Origin of the sequence: Priestia koreensis (genome assembly GCF_022646885.1) — a bacterium.
Lineage (GTDB): Bacteria > Bacillota > Bacilli > Bacillales > Bacillaceae_H > Bacillus_AG > Bacillus_AG koreensis_A.
This window is the reverse complement of the sequence record NZ_CP061868.1, coordinates 185,390-205,202: the sequence shown is the minus strand read 5'-3', so window position 1 is coordinate 205,202 and position 19,813 is coordinate 185,390. Positions and strand designations below refer to the sequence as shown.

At 39.1% G+C, this 19,813-nt stretch carries 19 protein-coding genes; 3 read left to right on the top strand and 16 right to left on the bottom strand.

Annotated elements, in window-relative coordinates; all coding sequences use genetic code 11:
- Positions 1-49 precede the first annotated feature (49 nt).
- The 6 genes from acpS to IE339_RS01130 all read right to left on the bottom strand — a co-directional run bounded on the left by acpS (position 50) and on the right by IE339_RS01130 (position 6,644).
- Complete coding sequence (acpS, locus tag IE339_RS01155; RefSeq protein ID WP_242172868.1) at positions 50-415, bottom strand: holo-ACP synthase; 366 nt, start codon at positions 413-415, stop codon at positions 50-52.
- Positions 416-458: 43 nt separating this feature from the next.
- A complete protein-coding gene (gene uvsE / locus IE339_RS01150; protein WP_242172866.1) occupies positions 459-1,424 on the bottom strand; it encodes a UV DNA damage repair endonuclease UvsE in 966 nt (321 codons plus the stop codon).
- 131 nt (positions 1,425-1,555) lie between these two features.
- Entirely contained in the window at positions 1,556-3,052 is a 1,497-nt protein-coding gene (locus IE339_RS01145) for a degradosome RNA helicase CshA (RefSeq protein ID WP_242172865.1), read from the bottom strand.
- 277 nt (positions 3,053-3,329) lie between these two features.
- Positions 3,330-4,700, bottom strand: coding sequence for a UDP-N-acetylmuramoyl-tripeptide--D-alanyl-D-alanine ligase (locus tag IE339_RS01140; protein ID WP_242172863.1), 1,371 nt, complete (start codon positions 4,698-4,700; stop codon positions 3,330-3,332).
- A gap of 88 nt (positions 4,701-4,788) precedes the next feature.
- Positions 4,789-5,871, bottom strand: coding sequence for a D-alanine--D-alanine ligase (locus IE339_RS01135; protein WP_242172860.1), 1,083 nt, complete (start codon positions 5,869-5,871; stop codon positions 4,789-4,791).
- 161 nt (positions 5,872-6,032) lie between these two features.
- The gene (locus tag IE339_RS01130; protein WP_242172857.1) at positions 6,033-6,644 is read right to left on the bottom strand and encodes a class I SAM-dependent methyltransferase; all 612 of its coding nucleotides are present in this window, start codon (positions 6,642-6,644) and stop codon (positions 6,033-6,035) included.
- Between the two features lie 181 nt (positions 6,645-6,825).
- On the opposite strand from IE339_RS01130, the gene IE339_RS01125 reads away from it, so the two are divergent.
- From IE339_RS01125 to IE339_RS01115, 3 genes are read left to right on the top strand one after another with little or no spacing between them, the layout of a single operon-like run.
- The gene (locus IE339_RS01125) at positions 6,826-7,299 is read left to right on the top strand and encodes an FMN-binding protein (RefSeq protein WP_347342716.1); all 474 of its coding nucleotides are present in this window, start codon (positions 6,826-6,828) and stop codon (positions 7,297-7,299) included.
- 16 nt (positions 7,300-7,315) lie between these two features.
- Positions 7,316-8,245: an FAD:protein FMN transferase gene (locus IE339_RS01120; protein WP_242172855.1), complete on the top strand. Its 930-nt coding sequence runs from the start codon at positions 7,316-7,318 to the stop codon at positions 8,243-8,245.
- Positions 8,229-9,155: an RnfABCDGE type electron transport complex subunit D gene (locus IE339_RS01115; protein WP_242172852.1), complete on the top strand. Its 927-nt coding sequence runs from the start codon at positions 8,229-8,231 to the stop codon at positions 9,153-9,155. Before IE339_RS01120 ends, IE339_RS01115 begins: the two co-directional genes overlap by 17 nt.
- A gap of 12 nt (positions 9,156-9,167) precedes the next feature.
- Here IE339_RS01115 and IE339_RS01110 read toward each other — a convergent pair whose 3' ends face one another.
- The 10 genes from IE339_RS01110 to IE339_RS01065 form a co-directional block, all read right to left on the bottom strand.
- Positions 9,168-10,427, bottom strand: a complete 1,260-nt coding sequence (locus IE339_RS01110; RefSeq protein WP_242172850.1) for a sensor histidine kinase — start codon at positions 10,425-10,427, stop codon at positions 9,168-9,170.
- Positions 10,417-11,103, bottom strand: a complete 687-nt coding sequence (locus IE339_RS01105; protein WP_242176071.1) for a response regulator transcription factor — start codon at positions 11,101-11,103, stop codon at positions 10,417-10,419. The genes IE339_RS01110 and IE339_RS01105 overlap by 11 nt, the downstream gene beginning before the upstream one ends.
- Before the next feature lie 143 nt (positions 11,104-11,246).
- Positions 11,247-12,320 (bottom strand): ABC transporter substrate-binding protein, encoded by a 1,074-nt coding sequence (locus tag IE339_RS01100; protein ID WP_242172848.1) that lies wholly within the window; start codon positions 12,318-12,320, stop codon positions 11,247-11,249.
- Complete coding sequence (locus tag IE339_RS01095) at positions 12,317-13,117, bottom strand: ABC transporter permease (RefSeq protein ID WP_242172846.1); 801 nt, start codon at positions 13,115-13,117, stop codon at positions 12,317-12,319. The genes IE339_RS01100 and IE339_RS01095 overlap by 4 nt, the downstream gene beginning before the upstream one ends.
- 1 nt (position 13,118) lies before the next feature.
- On the bottom strand, positions 13,119-13,919 hold the full coding sequence (locus IE339_RS01090) for an ABC transporter permease (RefSeq protein ID WP_242172844.1): 801 nt from the start codon (positions 13,917-13,919) through the stop codon (positions 13,119-13,121).
- Complete coding sequence (locus tag IE339_RS01085; protein ID WP_242172842.1) at positions 13,909-15,015, bottom strand: ABC transporter ATP-binding protein; 1,107 nt, start codon at positions 15,013-15,015, stop codon at positions 13,909-13,911. Before IE339_RS01085 ends, IE339_RS01090 begins: the two co-directional genes overlap by 11 nt.
- 26 nt (positions 15,016-15,041) lie before the next feature.
- Positions 15,042-15,584 (bottom strand): helix-turn-helix domain-containing protein, encoded by a 543-nt coding sequence (locus tag IE339_RS01080; RefSeq protein WP_053403445.1) that lies wholly within the window; start codon positions 15,582-15,584, stop codon positions 15,042-15,044.
- A gap of 274 nt (positions 15,585-15,858) precedes the next feature.
- Positions 15,859-16,728 (bottom strand): alpha/beta fold hydrolase, encoded by an 870-nt coding sequence (locus IE339_RS01075; RefSeq protein ID WP_242172840.1) that lies wholly within the window; start codon positions 16,726-16,728, stop codon positions 15,859-15,861.
- Between the two features lie 380 nt (positions 16,729-17,108).
- Positions 17,109-18,236 (bottom strand): TcaA second domain-containing protein, encoded by a 1,128-nt coding sequence (locus tag IE339_RS01070; protein ID WP_242172837.1) that lies wholly within the window; start codon positions 18,234-18,236, stop codon positions 17,109-17,111.
- Positions 18,237-18,249: 13 nt separating this feature from the next.
- Positions 18,250-19,341: a DUF5105 domain-containing protein gene (locus tag IE339_RS01065; protein WP_242172834.1), complete on the bottom strand. Its 1,092-nt coding sequence runs from the start codon at positions 19,339-19,341 to the stop codon at positions 18,250-18,252.
- Between the last annotated feature and the right edge of the window lie 472 nt (positions 19,342-19,813).

Genomic DNA, 19,813 nt, shown 5'->3' with positions numbered 1-19,813 from the left:
TCTTCTTCTGCACTATGAATATATGAGGAAAAGAAAGCGAATATGCAGACTAGCTTGACAAGCGTTCAATAATTACTTGCGCCAATGCGTATTCCTTCGTATGAGAAATGGACAGGTGAATTTTTTGATTGGGATAACTTGGCTTTAGGATCATCGGTTTTCCAAGTGAATCGTAACCAGTCTCAATATCTTGAAAACTAAGCTCTTTCCCAATGCCTGTCCCTTTCGCTTTCGAGAACGCTTCTTTTGCTGCAAAACGTCCAGCCAAATATTCGATTTTTCGCTTGGTTGAAAGGAAATTGTATTTATTCAGCTCATTTTCCGTTAAAATTCGTTGACTGAATGCTTCATGTCTTATAAGTACGGCTTCAATTCGTTTGAGTTCCGCCATATCAATGCCTGTTCCAACTATCATTTTATCCTCCCTCTCAAAATGTTCCACGAGAAACATTTTGGTCTTACTGAATTAAAAAGCTTCCGTTATTGATCATTTGAATCTCTGGATATGCTTTTAAGTCTTCTATTAGCTTTAAGAGTGCATTATCTTTTCCTTTCGCTTCAATCATACAATGAATTTCAGGGACGCTATTCTTAATAGCAGATAAAAAGCCCATGAACATATCCACATCAATGTAGTCAGCATGAGCTCGAAACTCTTTTTCATTTCTCGGGCTCGATATATGCATTTTAATTGGTAAAGAAGAATTTGACCATGTATTTACGATCCGCTCCCAGTCCTCTTGCCAATCTTCCACTTCATGGTTAGCCATGTGATGGTGAAGGTCAAATACTAAAGGAATAGAAAGCTTTTCACACAAGTAGAGAGCCTCTTTCACAGTAAAAACGGTATCATCATTTTCAAGCATAATCATTTCTTGTATTCTTGTAGGAACTAAGCCAAAATTATGAATAAATTGCTCAAGCGCCTTTTCCTTATCTCCATATCCTCCCCCAACATGTAGTACACATCGGTGCTGAGATTGAATCCCCATCCCTTTTAACAATCGTTGATGCATCTGAAGTGTATGCAAAGATCGTTTCAGTACATTGGGATCTGTTGAATTAAGCACTACAAAATGATCTGGATGAAAGTCAACTCGTGACGGATTCTTATCCAGAAAACTACGTATTTCTTTCAGCTTTTCTTTTAAAGGTAATATGTAATTCCAATCGCCTACTTCTTCATGGTTGGCCAACGGAATAATACGCGAGCTGAAACGAAAAAACTCAATATCATTAAATTTATTGTATTTCAGTAGTCTTAAGCAGTTATCCAAATTCGAAAGAGCGATGCGCTCAAGCTTATGAATAGCTGCCTCACGATTTTGAATTCGCTGAAATTGAGCAACCGTCATCGTCTGAGACGGCGAGCTGTTTTGAACATTCATACTCATGGCTACATATCCTAATTTCACAATTGTCATTATTAGCACCTCGTTTTTTACGCTTCTTCTATTGTGCCCTGAAGAACTACTTTTAACGACGTGAGTTCCTAACTTTCCTAGCATCAAAAAAAGAGCCAAGGCGACAACGCCCTGGCTCTTCTGTTCAACTATTAGTTGTTTTTGTTGTAGTTACTGTTGCTGTTGTTGCTGTTACCACGGTAAGATTTACTGCGGTCTTTTTGGTTTGAGCTACGACGCTTTCCTTGTGGAGCGCGGTCTTTTCTGTTGTTACGAACAGAAGTTTTGTAAGAGCCAGAACCTTTTTGGTTACGTTTCTCTCTCTTCGAAACTACTGGAGGCTCTGAAGTTAAGTTAACCGGTGTTGTATCAGGTTCTTTTGTAAGCATTTTGATTACAGCAGCGACAGCTGATACAGAATCATGCTCTTCAAGAAGTTCATCTGCAATTTGTTTATAGTACGTAAGGTTTTCGTTCTCGATAATTGTTTTGATCTTATCAAGTACTAGACGTTGTTGACCTTCTAAAGCTTGATCTACTGAAGGGATCTCCATACGGTCCATTTTACGTTTTGTTGTTGTTTCAACGTTTTTCAGTTGACCTGTTTCACGTGGTGTTACGAATGTCATCGCAAGACCTTTTTTACCCGCACGACCTGTACGTCCAATACGGTGAACATAGCTCTCAGGATCTTGAGGAATATCAAAGTTGTATACGTGTGTAACACCAGAAATATCTAATCCACGTGCTGCTACGTCTGTTGCTACAAGGATATCAATGTTTCCTTCTTTGAACTTACGTAATACGGAAATACGTTTTGCCTGACTTAAGTCACCGTGAATTCCTTCTGCTGCATATCCACGAAGATTTAATGCTTCAGAAAGCTCATCTACACGACGCTTTGTACGGCCGAATATGATTGCCAATTCTGGAGATTGGATATCTAATAAACGAGTAAGCACGTCAAACTTGCGTTTTTCGTGTACTTCTAAATAGTACTGTTGAATATGTGGAACAGTCATTTCCTTTGCTTTGATCTTCACAATTTTAGGCTCATGCATGAAACGTTCAGCAATGCGTTGAATTTGTGGAGGCATTGTAGCAGAGAACAATAATGTTTGACGTTGTTCCGGTAAGTTTTCAAGAATTTTTTCGATATCTTGAATGAATCCCATGTTTAACATTTCATCCGCTTCATCTAAGATGATTGTTTGGATGTCTTGTAAACGTAGAGTTTTACGATTAATGTGGTCTAGAATACGACCTGGTGTACCCACAATGATATGTGGTTTTTTCTTTAATGAACGAATTTGACGTCCGATATCTTGGCCACCGTATACAGATAAAACGCGCGCACGTTTGAATTTCCCTACTTTATAAAGCTCTTCTGATACTTGAATTGCTAACTCACGAGTTGGAGCAATAATCAAACCTTGAATTTTATCTTGGTTTGTATCAATACGATCAACTAATGGAATACCAAATGCCGCTGTTTTACCAGTTCCTGTTTGTGCTTGACCAATCACATCATGGCCTTCTAGCGCTAATGGGATTGTTTCTGCTTGGATCGGTGTAGCCTCTTCAAATCCCATTGTACTAATTGCTTTTTTCGTTTCACTACTAATTCCTAACTCATTAAATAATGTCAATTATTTCAAACTCCTTCTATTTTAAAACTTTCCTTCTATTTTCGTACTCTTATAAAAAAGAGCATTCCCTTCAATAAATGGAACGCCCCTGGATACATACATTCTTTGAAAAACGGGCTATGGGTGTTAAAAACACTTAGATTCTATCTTACCACTTAGCATAGCTATTTGCAATATAATAAACAGAAGGGTGAAGGGCTGATACGTACTTGTAAAACGTTTTAAATAGAGATGTAACAAGCCTTCTGCCACTCAAAAAAAGAAAAAAATCATCCAATCATTTCATTAAATTTGAAATGATTTCCTCTAGTTTCATTCCACGTGATGCTTTAATTAGTACAAGATCTTCTGGATGAACAACAGAAGCTAATTTTTCAGCTAATAGCTCTTTATCATCGAAATAAAGTACTCGGTCCTCCGGAAAGACTTGTTTTGCTCCCTGAGCTAAGTATTGACTTAAAGGTCCATAAACAAACACATAATCAATCTTATTTGGGTCTAACGAGGCGCCTACTTCATAATGAAATTTGTTTTCATCTTCCCCTAGCTCTAGCATGTCACCTAGCACAACAAGCTTTTGGTTAAATCCGTCTAAGTCCTGAACAAGCTGAATGGCCGCCTTCATAGAAGTAGGGCTTGCATTGTACGCATCGTTAATAATTGAAAGACCGTCTTTTCCTTTGACCATTTCCATACGCATATTTGTGAGGTGCAGATTCTTAAGTCCTTTTGCGATCGTTTCAAAAGGAATATTGAACTGTTCACCTACAGCGATAGCCGTTAAAGCATTATGGACATTGTGCTTTCCTAAAACAGGCATGGTAAAAGTTAAATCTGCATCTTTTGAAATAACGAATTTCGTTTCGCTTGAAGTTTGTTCAATCGAAACAGGATAATAATCAAGCTCTTTTCCTTCTCCAACCGTTACCGTTTTTAAGTTCATCGCTGGTACTCTAGACGTTAACAGTGGCTCATCGCCGTTATAAATTAGTACACCGTCTTGTTGAAGTCCCTTCACAATTTCGAGCTTGGCTTCGGCGATTCCATCGCGACTTCCTAAATCTAATAAATGCGACTCCCCGATATTTGTGATTACTGCCACGTCTGGTGTCCCGATATTCGATAAAAGCTCAATTTCTCCGCGAGCACTCATACCCATTTCTAAAATGGCAATATCCGTATCTTCCTCTAGACGAAAAACAGTCAGCGGTAAGCCAATATGGTTGTTGAAGTTCCCTTCTGTTTTTAGCACTTTATATGTTGTCGATAAAATCGCTTCAATCATATCTTTTGTCGTTGTCTTTCCGTTACTTCCTGTTACTCCCACGACTTTCACAGAAAGCTGCTGAAGATAGCTTTTCGCTAGCTGCTGCATTGCCTCTAACGTATTATCTACTAAAAGAACAGGTGTGTCCGCTGGGTATTCCCCTTCGCTTCTCGCCCATAATACGGCTCCGGCACCGTTTTCTAGAGCTGTATTTACAAAGCGGTGACCATTAAAGTTATCGCCCACTAGCGGCACAAATAAGTTGTTTTTCTCAATTTTTCTTGTATCTGTAGAAACACCAGAAATGGTAATATTGGCACCATTCACAAGCTCACTACCTGGAATCATTTGTTGAATCTCTTCCATACTACGTACAATCATTCTTATTCTCCTTCCTGTTTAAGGAACATTACATATCATGTGAAAGTGAGAAACACTATTCAAAACGAATAGTGTCTCTTAAATATATTTACATTGTATAACGGATTTTTTGCTTTTCTTCGTGACGCTCAATTGCTAGATCAACAAGCTTCTCAATTAAGTCACTGTATGGAAGATCTGTATGCTTCCATAAAAGTGGGAACATGCTGAACGGGGTAAACCCTGGCATTGTGTTCACTTCGTTAATTAAGAACTTCCCGTCGTTTGTTAAGAAGAAATCGGCGCGAACAAGTCCAGAACCATCAATTGCTTTAAATGCTTTAATTGCTAATTGTTGCATTTCTTTTACTTGATCTTCGCTCATTTCCGCAGGAATCACAAGACCTGTATTACCGTCTTCATATTTTGCTTGGTAGTCATAGAAATCTGTTTTTGGAACAATCTCTCCAATAACAGAACATGCAGGATCGTCATTACCTAGAACGCCTACTTCTACCTCACGTCCGATAATTCCTTCCTCAACAATGACTTTACGATCAAATGTAAACGCCTCTTTGAACCCTGCTACTAACTCTTCGCGGTTACGACACTTGCTGATTCCAACGCTTGAACCAAGGTTTGCTGGTTTTACAAAGCATGGATAGCCAAGTTCGTCTTCCACTTTTCCATATGCTACTTCGCTGTTCTTTTCCCATTCACTGCGAATGAAGGATACAAAGTTAGGTTGCTCTAAACCAGCTTGAGCAAACAGATTTTTCATAATTACTTTATCCATTCCTCCAGCTGAAGCTAATACACCGTTTCCTACATAAGGAATGTTTAATAGCTCAAGCATTCCTTGAACCGTACCATCTTCTCCGTTTGGTCCATGAAGAAGAGGGAATACCACATCAATGCTAGACGCTTCTTCTGTAGGCACAGCAAAAAGGCTATTATTTAGTGCTGCAGGAGAAATAGCCTCTCCGGATTGTTGAATTTGCAACTGTGCTACTGAGTCCACTTTTCCTGTCAATTTTTCACCGCGAATCCATTCACCTGTTTCCGCAATAAAGATAGGATGTACTTCATATTTATCATGATTGAGCGCGTTAATTACCGCTAGCGCTGTTTGTAACGATACTTTATGTTCAGCAGACTTTCCACCATATAAAAGTCCAAGTTTGATTTTCATGGATGTTCCTCCTAATCAATAATCATCTTGTCTATTTTACCATGTATATTATCAAGATAGTAAGATGAATTATTTCTTGTTATTACCTATGTAAAAAGGGCTAGGCAGGTGAGCACATTAGGGTATTTCTTTTTCCCTGCCTTTGCACACTTTACTAATCATTAGTATGTTAATGGCTTTACAGCGGTCACACAAACCGTAAGCTCAGGACGAACCTTACGAAATCTTGTTTCAATATCTTGAAAACCACACTGACGTAAGTCTTCTTCAATTTTCCTTCCAAACATCCGCGTCTTATCTGCACAAGCATCTTCCTCGCGAGGTTGCATCGTAATCGCAATTTTTCCTCCTGGAGCCATTGACTGATACAAATTAGTTAACCCCTTTAACGGATCATCCCAAATGGTGTAATTGTTTACGGACAACACCTTTTGATAAGAGTTTGCTTTTAGCTCAGCAGTCTCTATAGGACCTACGAAAAAGCGCACTCTTCCCTCCTCTACCTCATCTTTTAGTCGATGCTCGGCTTGTTCTTTCATTTGCTGTGAAGGGTCAATACCATCTACCTGGATATGAGAATACTCTTTCGTTAAACATTCAATACTGTACCCTGGCCCGTATCCAACCTCTAATACGTGATCGTTTGGATGCACCTGCAAATGCTCAATGGTCCACTTGTTAATTTCCTGATTCTCAAAAGCCATGATTTTTCCTGCTACAGATCCCATCAGCCCTTTTGGACGACTGAAATTTTCTTTGAATTTTTCAAACATGGACTCACCTCCTATTTGTTATCACCTACTTATTTCTATCACTACCCCCAAATCTCTGAACATAAAAATAAAAGTTTAAAAAGAATTTGATCGTTTTAAAGATTTTTTAAAAATTGGTTTGTAAAGTAGATACTAATTCACACCATACTTACTTCTAGTATGAAGAAATCAGGAGGAATGAATGATGGCAAAAATGAGTAATACGATGATTGCACTCTGTACAGCAGCTATTGGTGCTGTCTATGCAACAGGCTACGTCGCAACGCTGCCAACAGAGGCTCAAAGTACAGCTACTCAATCACATAAAGATCGTGTTCAAATTCAACAGCCTAGCTCTACAATCGGTGAGGAAACTCCCCCTTCTGCTCCTCAACAAACAACAAGCAGCACTTACAAAGATGGAACCTATTATGGAGAGGGAATGAATCGAATTGGAAGTGTTCAAGTAGCCGTCACCATCAAAGGCGATAAAATTACAGCCGTCGATATTACAAACTGCGATACTCATTATTCACAGTCCTATATTGATGACCTTCCGAATCAAGTAGTAGCGTCTCAAAGCAGTGATGTAGACGTTGTAAGCGGGGCTACATTAAGCACAGAAGACTTCCAAACTGCTGTCGACAACGCTCTGCAGCAAGCTATGAATAGTTAAATAAGGAGAGGTTGGAATGTTAAATTTACAAGCCTATACGAAGTCAATGCTTTGCATGGGGACCATTATCTCCGTTAAAGTGATTGCTTCTCCTAATAGCGAAAAAAACGTGCACAATGATCTCGAAAAAGTTTCGAATGTTTTCAGACAGGTTGAGAGCATCGCTAGTCGATTTTCACCAGATAGTGAAGTCATGTCACTTTTAGAAAAGAATGGGGAACCTGCACGGGTAAGTCCTTTTCTGTTTGAAATGACACGATTTGCCCTTCAAATTGCAGAGGCAACTGATGGTGTCTATGATCCGACTATCGGAAACCAGATGGAGAAGTCGGGCTTTAACCGTCATTACTTAACCAATCGAATTCAGCAGACAGATTTGAGCACATCACATACTACGTACAAAGATGTACTTCTATATCCGGAGCTTGGTGCGATTCAACTTCAAAAGCCACTACTCTTAGATTTCGGTTCCATCGCAAAAGGATTTGCGGTTGATGTCGCTGTAAAAGCTCTCTCTTTCTACGAAGGAGTCATGATTGATGCAGGCGGAGACGTATTTGTGAGCGGACAAAATGAACGTCGAGAACTGTGGAAGGTAGGTATTAAGCATCCTATTGAAAAAGAACGCCCAATAGCCGTTTTAAACGTAACGGATGTAGCGATCTGTACATCTGGTAGCTACGAGCGAAAATCGGCACATGATGCATCACTTCACCACATTCAATTTCCAAAGGGTTCATCACCAAACGAACTCATAAGCTGTACGGTTGTCGCTCCGTTTGGGATGATGGCTGATTCGTTATCGACAGCTTCTTTTCTTCTAGGCTATAAAAAAGCAAAGAAATTATTAAATGAACTTCAAGTGGAAGGCCTATTTATCACCCCTTCCCTTCATATATACAAGACGGACCGAATGGAGGCTTACGTAGATGAATACAAACTATAGAAGAGATCCCTCTGTTAAATATATTCATACACCAAAGGGTTATATTATTGTAGATGAACGAACAAAACCCGAACCAACAATGTTCCAACAACTATTTAAAACGCCAAAACGATCGTTAATCGTCTTGTTACTGGCATTAGGTTTAATTGGAAGTCTTAACTCTTCCTTTTTTGTAGGATGGTTTCACGTTTTTTTAGCCGTTCTCACATCTACATTAGTAGAAGGCATTGGACTTTCAGTAACCGCTAAAAAAGTGAAAAAGCAGTTACCTGATGGAGCTATTCTGACAGGATTAATTGTCGGACTTGTCCTAAGTTCCTTTACTCCTTGGTACGTTGTAATCGTAGCATCAGCTGTTTCTGTTGCTTCAAAATACGTGGTTAGATTCCGAAAAAAGCCGATTTTCAATCCAGCTGCACTTGGATTGCTCATATCCGTTGCTTTTTTTTCAAGTGGCCAAAGCTGGTGGGGAGCTCTAACGCTAATGCCAGATTGGTTTGCACCGCTTCTCATAATAGCTGGGTACTTTATCACGAAGAAAGTAAATAAATTCCCACTTGTTTTTGCTTTTCTGGGAAGCTATTTTATTATCCTAGTGGCAGCGGCTTTACTAGGAGTAGGAGATGTAACAGATGCACTACGAAATCCGTTTCTCAACTCTGCCTTGTTCTTAGCGTTCTTTATGATGACAGACCCTCCAACGTCACCTGCTAAGTATAAGGATCAAGTAACGTTTGGGTTCATCGCTGGCGTTATTAGCTCCGTGTATTATTTGGTGTTCGGAGGATTAATCTTCTTATTAATTGGGTTACTTGCAGCAAACGCTTGGAAGGCTTGGAAGATAAAGAAAACGTCTAAATCCCCTCACACACAGAGAAAAAATACGCGCACAGAACGAAGACATGCATAAGGAAACAGACGCTTACGACTTTGTAAGCGTCTGTTTTTTTGGTAATCGAATAGTGAAGGTGGACCCTTTGTTTTCAGTACTCTTTACCTTTATATCTCCCCCGTGTGCTTCGACAATCCATTTCGCAATGGAAAGACCGAGGCCGGTCCCACCTTGAGATCGGTTGCGCGCTTTATCTCCTCGGTAAAAGCGATCAAATACAAACGGGATATCTTCTTCTTTAATGCCCACGCCCTCATCTGATACTTGAACAATGAATGCTTCTCCCTCCTTTTTACAGAAGAGATGAATCGTTGTATCAGCAGGACTGTATTTTAACGCATTATCTAATAAAATCATGAACAGCTGTTGAATACGTGCTTGGTCTCCCTTATATAAATTCTGTGTGTCCAGCGTTTTTTGAAATTGTATCCCCTTCATTTCAGCGACAGGTGTAAATTGATCGGAGACAAATTCGAGTATTTCACCAGGAGGAAATTCTGTACGCTCTAGTAACAGCTGATCAGAGTCCACTCGTGCGAGCGTTAACAAGTCAGAAACGAGCTTATTAATCCGGGTTACCTCATGCAAGCTTTTATAGACAGCCTCACTCTCCTCTTCAACCGTATGAGTCGGATGACGAAATAAAAGCTCCAAATGTGCTTGAATAACCGCAAGGGGTGTTCGAAGCTCATGAGACGCATCAGCGACAAAACGCGTTTGCTTATCCCACGATCGCTGAATGGGGATAAGCGCTCGGTTTGCTAAAAACAATCCTGCTACTAATGACAAAATAATGCCCGTTATGATTCCGCCAACCATCAGAAGCAATAAATGATGCAAGATCAGCTTTTCGGAATCAATGTTCAGCACTAGCCCGACTTTCTTTACTTCTGATTGGTCTGAAAATGCAATGCTTGGAACCGTTACAACCCGATAAGAATGACCTAAAATCTCTTGGGTCTCAACACGATTGCCTTTAGACGGCTTAAAATACTTCATTTCTTTCTCGTTCTCTACAGACTTTGGTAGAACATTCGCTACTTCGCCGCTTTCGTTCCAAAAGATATAGGCAATTTTGCGCTCCGTCTCAGGCTCTCGTTCGTGCCGTTCCATCAATTCATGGAATTCACCTTCCCGAACTTTGTCCATTGCGTTGTTCAGCTTCTCATCCACGGTCCGAAAGACAAGATGCTGCATGTACACATATAGCACGACAGACAGTACGGTTAAGATAATGAAGAAAACAACGGCGTTCATTATACTGAGTCTAATTCTCGTTTTACGAAACATTATTCGTTTCATCCTTTAGCATAAAGCCAATTCCCCGAACGGTCTTGATACAGTGATCACATCCGTATGGCCCTAACTTCTTTCGAAGATGATGAACATATACATCCACTACCCCTACACCAACGTCTGATGCAAATCCCCATACCCGATTAAAGATTTGATCACGTATTAAGATTTGCTCTTTGTTTCGTATAAAGTACTCGAGTAGCTGAAATTCTTTTACCGTCAGATTTAATGGCTCACCATTCGCCCAAGCAAGGTGACGAGTCGGATCTACTTTTAAATTCCCATAGGAAATAAAGCCACTTATATTTGCTTCATGATCACGTAAAATAACGCGCAGTCTTGCTAATAATTCCGGCATGGCAAATGGCTTCACTAAATAATCGTTCGCTCCTGCATCAAGACCATTTACTCGATCCTCTACGCTATCCTTAGCCGTTAAAAAAATAACCTTCACATTGCTTTGGTCCTTTCTAAGCTTTCTTACCATCTCTAATCCCGTCATTCCAGGAAGCATAATATCTAGAACAAGCGCGTCATAAATCTCTTGTTTGGCAAGCAGAAACCCTTCCTCACCGTCATCTGCCTTGTCCACCTCGTAGCCTTCCTCTTTTAAAACGGTCACAATAACACTCAAAAGTGCTTGATCATCTTCTACTACTAATAAACGCATTTCTATCACCCGCTTCCACTGATCATTAAACCAATATGTACTTCGCATCATACAACCTTATATTTAAAATTCCCTTAAAATCGGATAACCCTTCTAAAATAAAAAAGGGAGCAAAACTTTTTAACAGCTTTGCTCCCTTGATCTTACTTTTTATGCATTTTAAATTCGAGAAACAGCTCATTGTAATAAGCAAGCATTCTCTTTCCTAAGTTATCGTAGACTTCAAGGTTTTCCGTCTTGTTTAAGTCTGGATAGAAACGTTTGTCTCCTGAAATATCTTTAGGCAAATAGTTCAATGCTTTTTCATTTGGCGTAGAATACCCTACATACTCAGCGTTTTGAGCAGCATTTTTCGGATCGAGCATAAAGTTCATAAACTTATGGGCACCCTCTACGTTTTTCGCTGTTTTAGGCATGACCATATTGTCAAACCACAAGTTTGAGCCCTCTTCTGGAATTACATAGTCTAGCTTATCATTTTCGCTCATGATCTCAGATGCATCACCTGACCATACAACACCTACCGCTGCTTCTTCGTTTGCTAGGAGCATTTTAATCTCGTCACCAACGATTGCTTTTACATTGGGTGTTAGCGTACTGAGCTTTCGCTTCGCTTCTTGGAGGTGAGATTTGTTGCGGTCATTGAGTGAATAGTGAAGACTATTCAAGCCCATGCCCATTACTTCCCTAGCTCCATCAGCGAGTAGAATTTGATTACGAAGGTCTTTGCTCCAAAGATCATTCCAACTCGTAATCTTTTTCCCGTCTAGCATACTTGGGTTATATACGATTCCTACAGTACCCCAAAAATAAGGAATGGAGTAGCGATTCTTTTCATCAAATGATAAATCTAAAAACTCTGGATTAATGTTTTTTAGATTCGGTAGTTTTTTCTTATCTAATGGAAGCAGCAAATGCTCTTCCTTCATTTTACTAATCGCATATTCTGATGGTACAGCTACATCAAACGTTGTACCACCTTGTTCAATTTTTGTCATCATCGCTTCATTTGAATCAAATGTTTGGTAGATCACTTTGATCCCTGTTTGTTTTTCAAACTTCTTAATTAGTTGCGGATCAATATAGTCTCCCCAGTTATAAATCGTAAGCGTATGATCACCTGAATAACCTTCGCTTTTATTAAGCTGAGATACCCAATACATTAAGCCAAAACAAACAACCAAAATGACGATGAAAATCTGCATCAATTTTTTCATTTTCTCACCGCCGCTCCCTTCGCTCGATTGCGCTGATTAATGAAGTAATAACCGACTACAAGCACAATGGTGAATAAAAAGATAAGGGTAGACAATGCATTAATCGTTAAGGAGATCCCTTGTCTTGCACGCGAATAAATTTCAACGGATAGCGTTGAGAAGCCATTACCCGTCACAAAGAACGTTACAGCAAAATCATCTAACGAGTACGTTAATGCCATGAAGAAGCCAGCAAAAATTCCCGGTGTAATAAAAGGAAAGACAACCTTCGAAAGAACTTCCCAACGACTTGCACCTAAATCTCGTGCTGCATCAAGCAATGTTGGGCTCATCTCCTGTAACTTCGGAAGCACCATAATGACCACAATCGGTACGCTAAATGCGATATGCGAGAGCAATACCGACGTAAAGCCAAGCTTAATGCCAACGATCGTAAACAAGATTAAGAATGAAGCCCCAATAATAACGTCTGGACTGACGATAAGAACACTATTTAAACTCAGGAGCATATTCTTCATCTGGCGACTTTTTACGTACACAATCGCTAAAGCACCAAACACGCCTAAAATCGTTGAAATTGCTGCTGAAAGCAGGGCGATGACTAATGTATTCAATACGATGATGAGTAAGCGCGTATCATGAAAGACTTCTTTATACCACTCTAGTGTAAAGCCCTCAAAATGACGCATCGTTCCCCCACTATTAAATGAATAAAACGTCAAATAAAAGATCGGTGCATATAGAATGACGAACACTAAAACTAAATATAAATTTCCGATTCTGCCTTTTCGTTTCAACTTATGCACCTCGCTTTCTAGTACCGCTTAGTACCATAATAATAACCATTGCGATAATTAAAAACACTGCAATTGTCGATCCCATTCCCCAGTCCTGTGTGACAAGAAAGTGCTGCTCAATTGCTGTACCGAGCGTAATAACGCGGTTCCCTGCAATGAGGCGTGTAATCATAAACAGTGACAAAGCAGGAATAAAAACGGCCTGACATCCCGACTTTACTCCTTCAATCGTTAACGGGAAAATAACACGTCGGAACGTTGTCCAAGCCGACGCCCCAAGATCTCGTGAAGCGTAAAATAGAGATGGGTTCACCTCTTCAAGCGCATTGAAAATTGGTAAAATCATAAATGGAATAAAGATATAAACCGAAACAAAGATGAAACTAAAATCCGTAAACAGAATTTGCTTCGTTCCAATTCCAATTAACTTTAAAAATGAATTTGCTGTTCCGTATGTTCCGAAAATCCCAAGAAACGCATACGCTTTTAACAGTAAATTAATCCATGTCGGTAAAATAATAAGCAGAAGCCACAGCTGCTTGTGCTTTGTCTTCGTTAGCAGATAAGCCGTTGGATATGAAATAAGCAGCGTAAATAAGGTAATGAGAAACGCATACCAAAACGAACTTAACGTCATTTTCAAATAAACAGGTGTTAAAAATTTACGGTAATTTTCGAGCGAAAGGTCTCCGTCTAGATTAAAGAAAGAGTAATACAGAACAAGAACAATAGGTGCTACAACAAAAAGTAAAATCCACAGGGCGTACGGAATAAGATAAATATTTCTTGCCTTATTCCGCATGTGAAACCTCGTCGTAAGCTTCCAAGCGTTTGTCAAACTCTTCTTCTGTTTCACCTAATCTCATAACGTGAATAGCCTCTGGTTCAAAATAAAGACCAATTTCTGCCCCTACCGTTGCTCTTTTCGTTGAATGAACAAGCCATTCGTTTCCTGCTTCATCATAGCAACAAATCTCATAGTGAACACCTCTAAATAACTGTGAATCCACGCGCACTTGAAGCTTCCCTTGCTCTGCGGTTGTGATTTCCAAATCCTCTGGGCGAATGACAATCTCTACTGGTTCGTTCGCATCTAGCCCTTGGTCCACACACTCAAAGCGCTGACCCGTAAACTCTACCTCAAAGTCTTGAACCATTTTTCCAGCTACAATGTTTGATTCTCCGATAAAGTCGGCTACGAAGCGGTTAATAGGTTCGTCATAAATATCAGTAGGTGTACCACTTTGTTGGATCTTTCCTTTGTTTAATACGAAAATCTCATCTGACATCGCAAGTGCTTCTTCTTGATCGTGCGTAACAAAAATAAACGTAATCCCAAGACGGCGCTGAAGCTCTCTTAGTTCATACTGCATTTCTGTACGTAGCTTCAAGTCTAACGCGGACAAAGGTTCATCAAGTAAAATTACTTCTGGTTCATTTACAATCGCGCGAGCAATCGCAACACGCTGACGCTGACCGCCTGACATTTCGCTGATTTCTCTTGTTTCGTATCCTTCTAAGTTAACAAAACGCAGCGCTTCTTTTACCTTCGCTGTAATGTCAGCTGATTTCATTTTTTTGATTCGAAGACCAAATGCAACATTCTCAAATACATTTAAATGAGGGAATAAGGCGTAATCTTGGAAAACCGTATTCACTTGTCGTTTATTAGCCGGAACGTCATTAATTACTTTCCCATTGAAAAGGATATTGCCTTTAGACGGCTCAATAAATCCTGCGATAAGACGTAAAATAGTTGTTTTCCCACAACCAGAGGGGCCGAGTAGCGTATAAAATTTCCCCTTCTCGATTTCAAAACTTACATGATCTAATACTGGTGTATCCTGGTCATATTGTTTCGTTACATGTTCAAAACGAATAATTGTGTTCTCTTCCATAGCGACCTCCCTCAATAGTAGCGCTTTTATAAATACGAATTAGTGGCGACGAGAATAATCTTTGATAAGCCGTGATGAGTGTTAACGATTTGATGGTCATCGGACGCGTGAAAGTAAATAGCCTCTCCAGCAAGCGCTTCATATGTATGCTGGCCAAGACGAATCATGACAGACCCCGCTAAGACGTAAGCAAACGTCTCCGATAACGACGGTTCAAAACGTTTAAATTCACCCTTTTCACTAAATGTTAAAACGATGGGCTCCATTTCTTTATCGTTTGATTCAGGAACAAGCCATTGAATATGGTAACCGCGCTCCTCATCAAGATAGACAGTTTGATCTTCCTCTCGATAGACAACTTTCTGAAGACGTTCTTCTGATTGGAAAAATTCTGTCGGGGTACATCCTAATACTTCTAGGATGGAAAAGAAGGTTTCAAGAGATGGAGAGCTTAAATCCCGCTCTAATTGTGAAATGTAGCCTTTGCTAAGATCCGTTCGTTCACCCAGTTCTTCCTGCGTTAAACCTTTCGTAAGACGTAATCGTTTGATTTTTTTCCCGATTTGCATGTTTTAACCTCTAATTCATTTGTTTAAATTAAGTAAACTTCAAGTAAAGAAAGTTTAGTATAACAAAACTTAAAGTTTATTTTTAACAAGTTTTTATTATACAGCATTTTGATGAAACTTCAATAAAAAATCAGGAGAAAACCACGAATAAAAAATGGAAATTATCTTGCTAACTTAGCATGGTAGTTCTCGATTAAAATACACCTTTCTTTGGCGAACCATCTTCGCGCAAAAAAAGCTGTCCTTCGTTATGAAGAACAGCTTGTTCACAAACTTATTTATGATTTAAAAACTCGCGGATGTAGCGATTAACCTCTTCAGGCTTTTCATGCTGAGGAGCATGTCCGACACCGTCAAAGTGATGAATGGTTACGTCACTCACATATTCCTCGATGTCATCTAAATTACTTGTTTCAAATGATGGATCTGCGTCTCCCCAGAGAATAAGGGTTGGTTTATTAAACATTGTATGTGGCAGATTCGGTGCGATTTGGCTATTCTCATCGAATGGATGAAGTGAAAGTGCACGATAGTAATGAAGCATTGATTTCATTGCGTTAGGCTGCGTCCAAGCATCCACGTACTTCTCTTCGTCCTCTTTTGTTAGATAGCCTTTTTTAATTCCCGGCTCTGTCAACATAGCCTTCATTTTCTCAGCGTTATTTGCTAAGAAGTACTCGTGAGAATCAGGCTTTTGGAAGAATTCCATGTAATTACTTGCCTCACGTTGCTTCGGATTTTCTGCTAGCTCTCTTCTAAATGTGTACGGATGTGGTGCATCAAACATAATAAGCTTTTTCACGTACTCAGGATACGTGTAAGCGAATGCCCACGCAATTCCTCCGCCCCAGTCATGAGCCATTAAAATACATTCTTTTTCGCCGAATGCCTCAATGAGCTGTTTTACGTCTTCCACTAAAGTTGGCATGCTGTAGTCGGAAACATTTTCTGGTTTATCTGATAAGTTGTACCCTCTCATGTCAACTGCTACAACACGATGATCTTTTGAGAACTCTTCTAATTGATGATGCCAGTTGTACCAGAAGTATGGGAATCCATGTAGAAACAACATGAGTTCACCTTCTCCTTCTGTTACATAATGAAGGTTTACGCCATTTACGTTTACATATCCGTCTTTTAACATTCCTATCATCCTTCCGATTCAGTCTTTAAACAATGAGATACTTTACTCTTCTTCATTTAATTTGACAATCAAATAGTTTCATAAACGTAATTTTTAAGAAAAAAGTCCTAAAAATCATACGAAAATGTCGGACATCCTCATTATTATGGTTTAAGATCAACGTTTGTATTTCCAAGTTCTTTTCACCAAAGATATGATGCGTCCTTGATTAATCACGTCGACCTACTTTTAACTTGTTTTCCACTGGTGTGTCTATATCTTCAAAGAATCTCTTCCTAAAAAAGAAAGGTTTTCTCTACTGTTTTCCCATTTATATAAAATGAAACATGTAAAGTGCATAAAAAAAGAACATTGCACATAGGCAATGCTCTTTTCAACTTTTAATAGAAGCTTTTATCTCCTGAATTGGTCCATTTCATAACAGGTGGATTTTTCACTTTCATGTTTTTCTTGTCTGTCCAGTAGTCACTTTCTGTCCCATCAGCTTCTTTCTCATCCATTTCATAGATAAGCCATTCTTTTTGTCCTTTATCATACTTCAGCTTATACGTGCGAATAGCCGTATAGGATAAGTCCTCAGGCTCTGGAACGTCCTTATAGCGGAGTGAGCCGTTATAGTTTACGAGAGCTTGCAGCTCTGCTTTCCATTCTTTGTTGAAGTTGGATACATCAAAAGCATCGTAGTTAATGACAGATCCCAAGTACTGAGACTGCACTTCTTGAATATGCATTTTGATACTATCAAACTCTTCACGCTGATTGACGTCTTTTTTCACTCCATCTGTTACGGTCGTTAGCTTTGTCGCATCAAATCCTGACGTTTCATAAACAGAGAGATCACTATTAAACGTTTCAATGCTTTTTGTAATGTTGTCTTGAACCTTCTTATCTTCCTCAACAACGTTATTCGTATCGATAATATGCGTTATTTGAGCATTTCCCCACAGGTCCTTGTTCTTCGTTTGAATAAAAGTCCCTAAGTCATTACTAATGGATGTGTTTAACTTATATAAGCCCGGCAAAAGAGGACCATATACATTTTCTTCTTTTTCCTTTAAGTCCATTTTTCCTTTACCCACTGTAAGGTTCACCTTATCAGATTCGTTCTGGCCGTTCACCTTCATCGTGACCGTTTTGACTTTGAATTTGTATGTCTTAAAAATTCCCCATTTGTTATCTGTCTCAACCAAGCTGACAGCCTGACTTGTAGGTGTAAAGTCTTTTTCTTTTACTTGAGTTTTCAAGCTATCCTTAATGACATCCATACTGTTGCTATTTTTCTTTAGATAAGAAATAAAGGCATTTACCGTTGTCTTGTTTACTGAAGCAGCTTTATTATCAGGTTCAATCATGGCTGTTAGTTTTTTTGTATCCCCTTTATCAATGGCTGATTCAAATTGAGTGACCATATCTTTCGGTTTACTATTTTGGTTGGAGATGACCATAAAAATACTAACCGCAGCAGCGATAACAACGAGTACAGGAATTAAAATCCATACTTTTTTCATAGATTGTCACCCCTTAATAAACGGAACCGTGAGCGAAAATTTCGGAAAGGTTTTTTCCATACTCTGATTTTTCCACATTCCATTTGCCATCCTTTTTCGATAAGAGTACTTTTTGAGCATCTCTTGTTTCGACTGGCTCAATACTGTCTAAAATCAAATCGAATTTTGTTAAAGCGTAAGCTTCTGCTTTTTCAGAATTGTATGGATCTACGTTGCGACGATACTCGGTTTCATATTTGTTCAGCGCATTCGTGAAGTCTATACGAAGTGGAATGGACGTATACGTTAAACTAACAAGCGCCTTATCTCCAACATTCCCAATTGTTTGCACTTGAACTTTTGCCTTTTGCGCTAAGGCTTGCTTGTAGCTATTGTAATACTTAGCAAAATCCGCATCAGTCGGTTTTACTTTATAGAGAAGGTCTTTTAAAACATTATTAAATTCCTTTTGGGCGTCTGCTTTTGCTGCCTCTTTATCTGCTGAAACAAACTTTTCGTAGTCGGCGTTGTCTTTATCAAAATAGATCGTATCAATGTAAGCCTGCAGTGCTTGTGAAGGGTCTTGCAACTTATCATAGCTGTCTTCATACTTCTTTGTATCAATTTTAAAGATCATTTCTTTGCTTTTTTCATCGTAGTCACTTGAAGTTGGTTCAACACTTAATTCATACTTCTTCCCTTTGTCTACTTCAAATAATACAGGTACTTCTGTTGCTCTTCCTGGGCGAATCTCACCGCGGGAAGACGAGGAAGAAGATTCTTCGAGGTCAGAACTAATGGAATCAGAATAAGGCTCAATTTGATCTTCCCCGCTGTAAAGCTTAATACCATTGTAGCTAGACAGAGATATATTTTTTTTAGACGTATTTTTCACTTTAAGTTTTACTTGAAGCAATGCTGAGTCCTCATCAACTGAATCTTCATTACCTGGTAATACGTACTGAACGTCTTTAATCTTCACATCTGCAATTTCACTTTTAGCAGTCGCAGTCTCTTTCGCTTTCTTCCCATCCTCTGATCCTGATGATGTCTCAGAGTCGCCACATGCCGCCAAAGTGAGCATGGAAGCACCTAACAAAGCTACTAAACTTACTTTTTTAATCATATTCTCTATCTCCTTTATGTTTTGTATATAGGTAGCTTGAAGTCTATTTCAAGCATCGTTCACTAAGCTATGTATACAAATATATTCCGTTCTCGTCATCCACCTTCCCATAATATGTAAACAATTCATATGGGTCAAGGTCAAAACCGTAAGCATATCTGTTCATTTTTTATATAGCACTTACTCTCTATTTACACTTTTACATATTTTTCAAAACATGTTTTTAACTTACAAAAAGAAAACGACATTTGCCACGTTCTAACCCTTTATATAAAAAGGGATTTTTTATTTAAAGTTCCTTTTAAACCCTTATATGAAAGGATATAGAAGGATCTACTGTTTTGCTTTATCTCACAATACTCATAAAAAAGAGGCCCTTTGGTTGGTAGGCCTCCCTTTAAAAAAATACATAATAAAACTTTTTACCCATTCGTTACCTCTTTATTAAAAAACCAAAAATAAACAGTCGAAA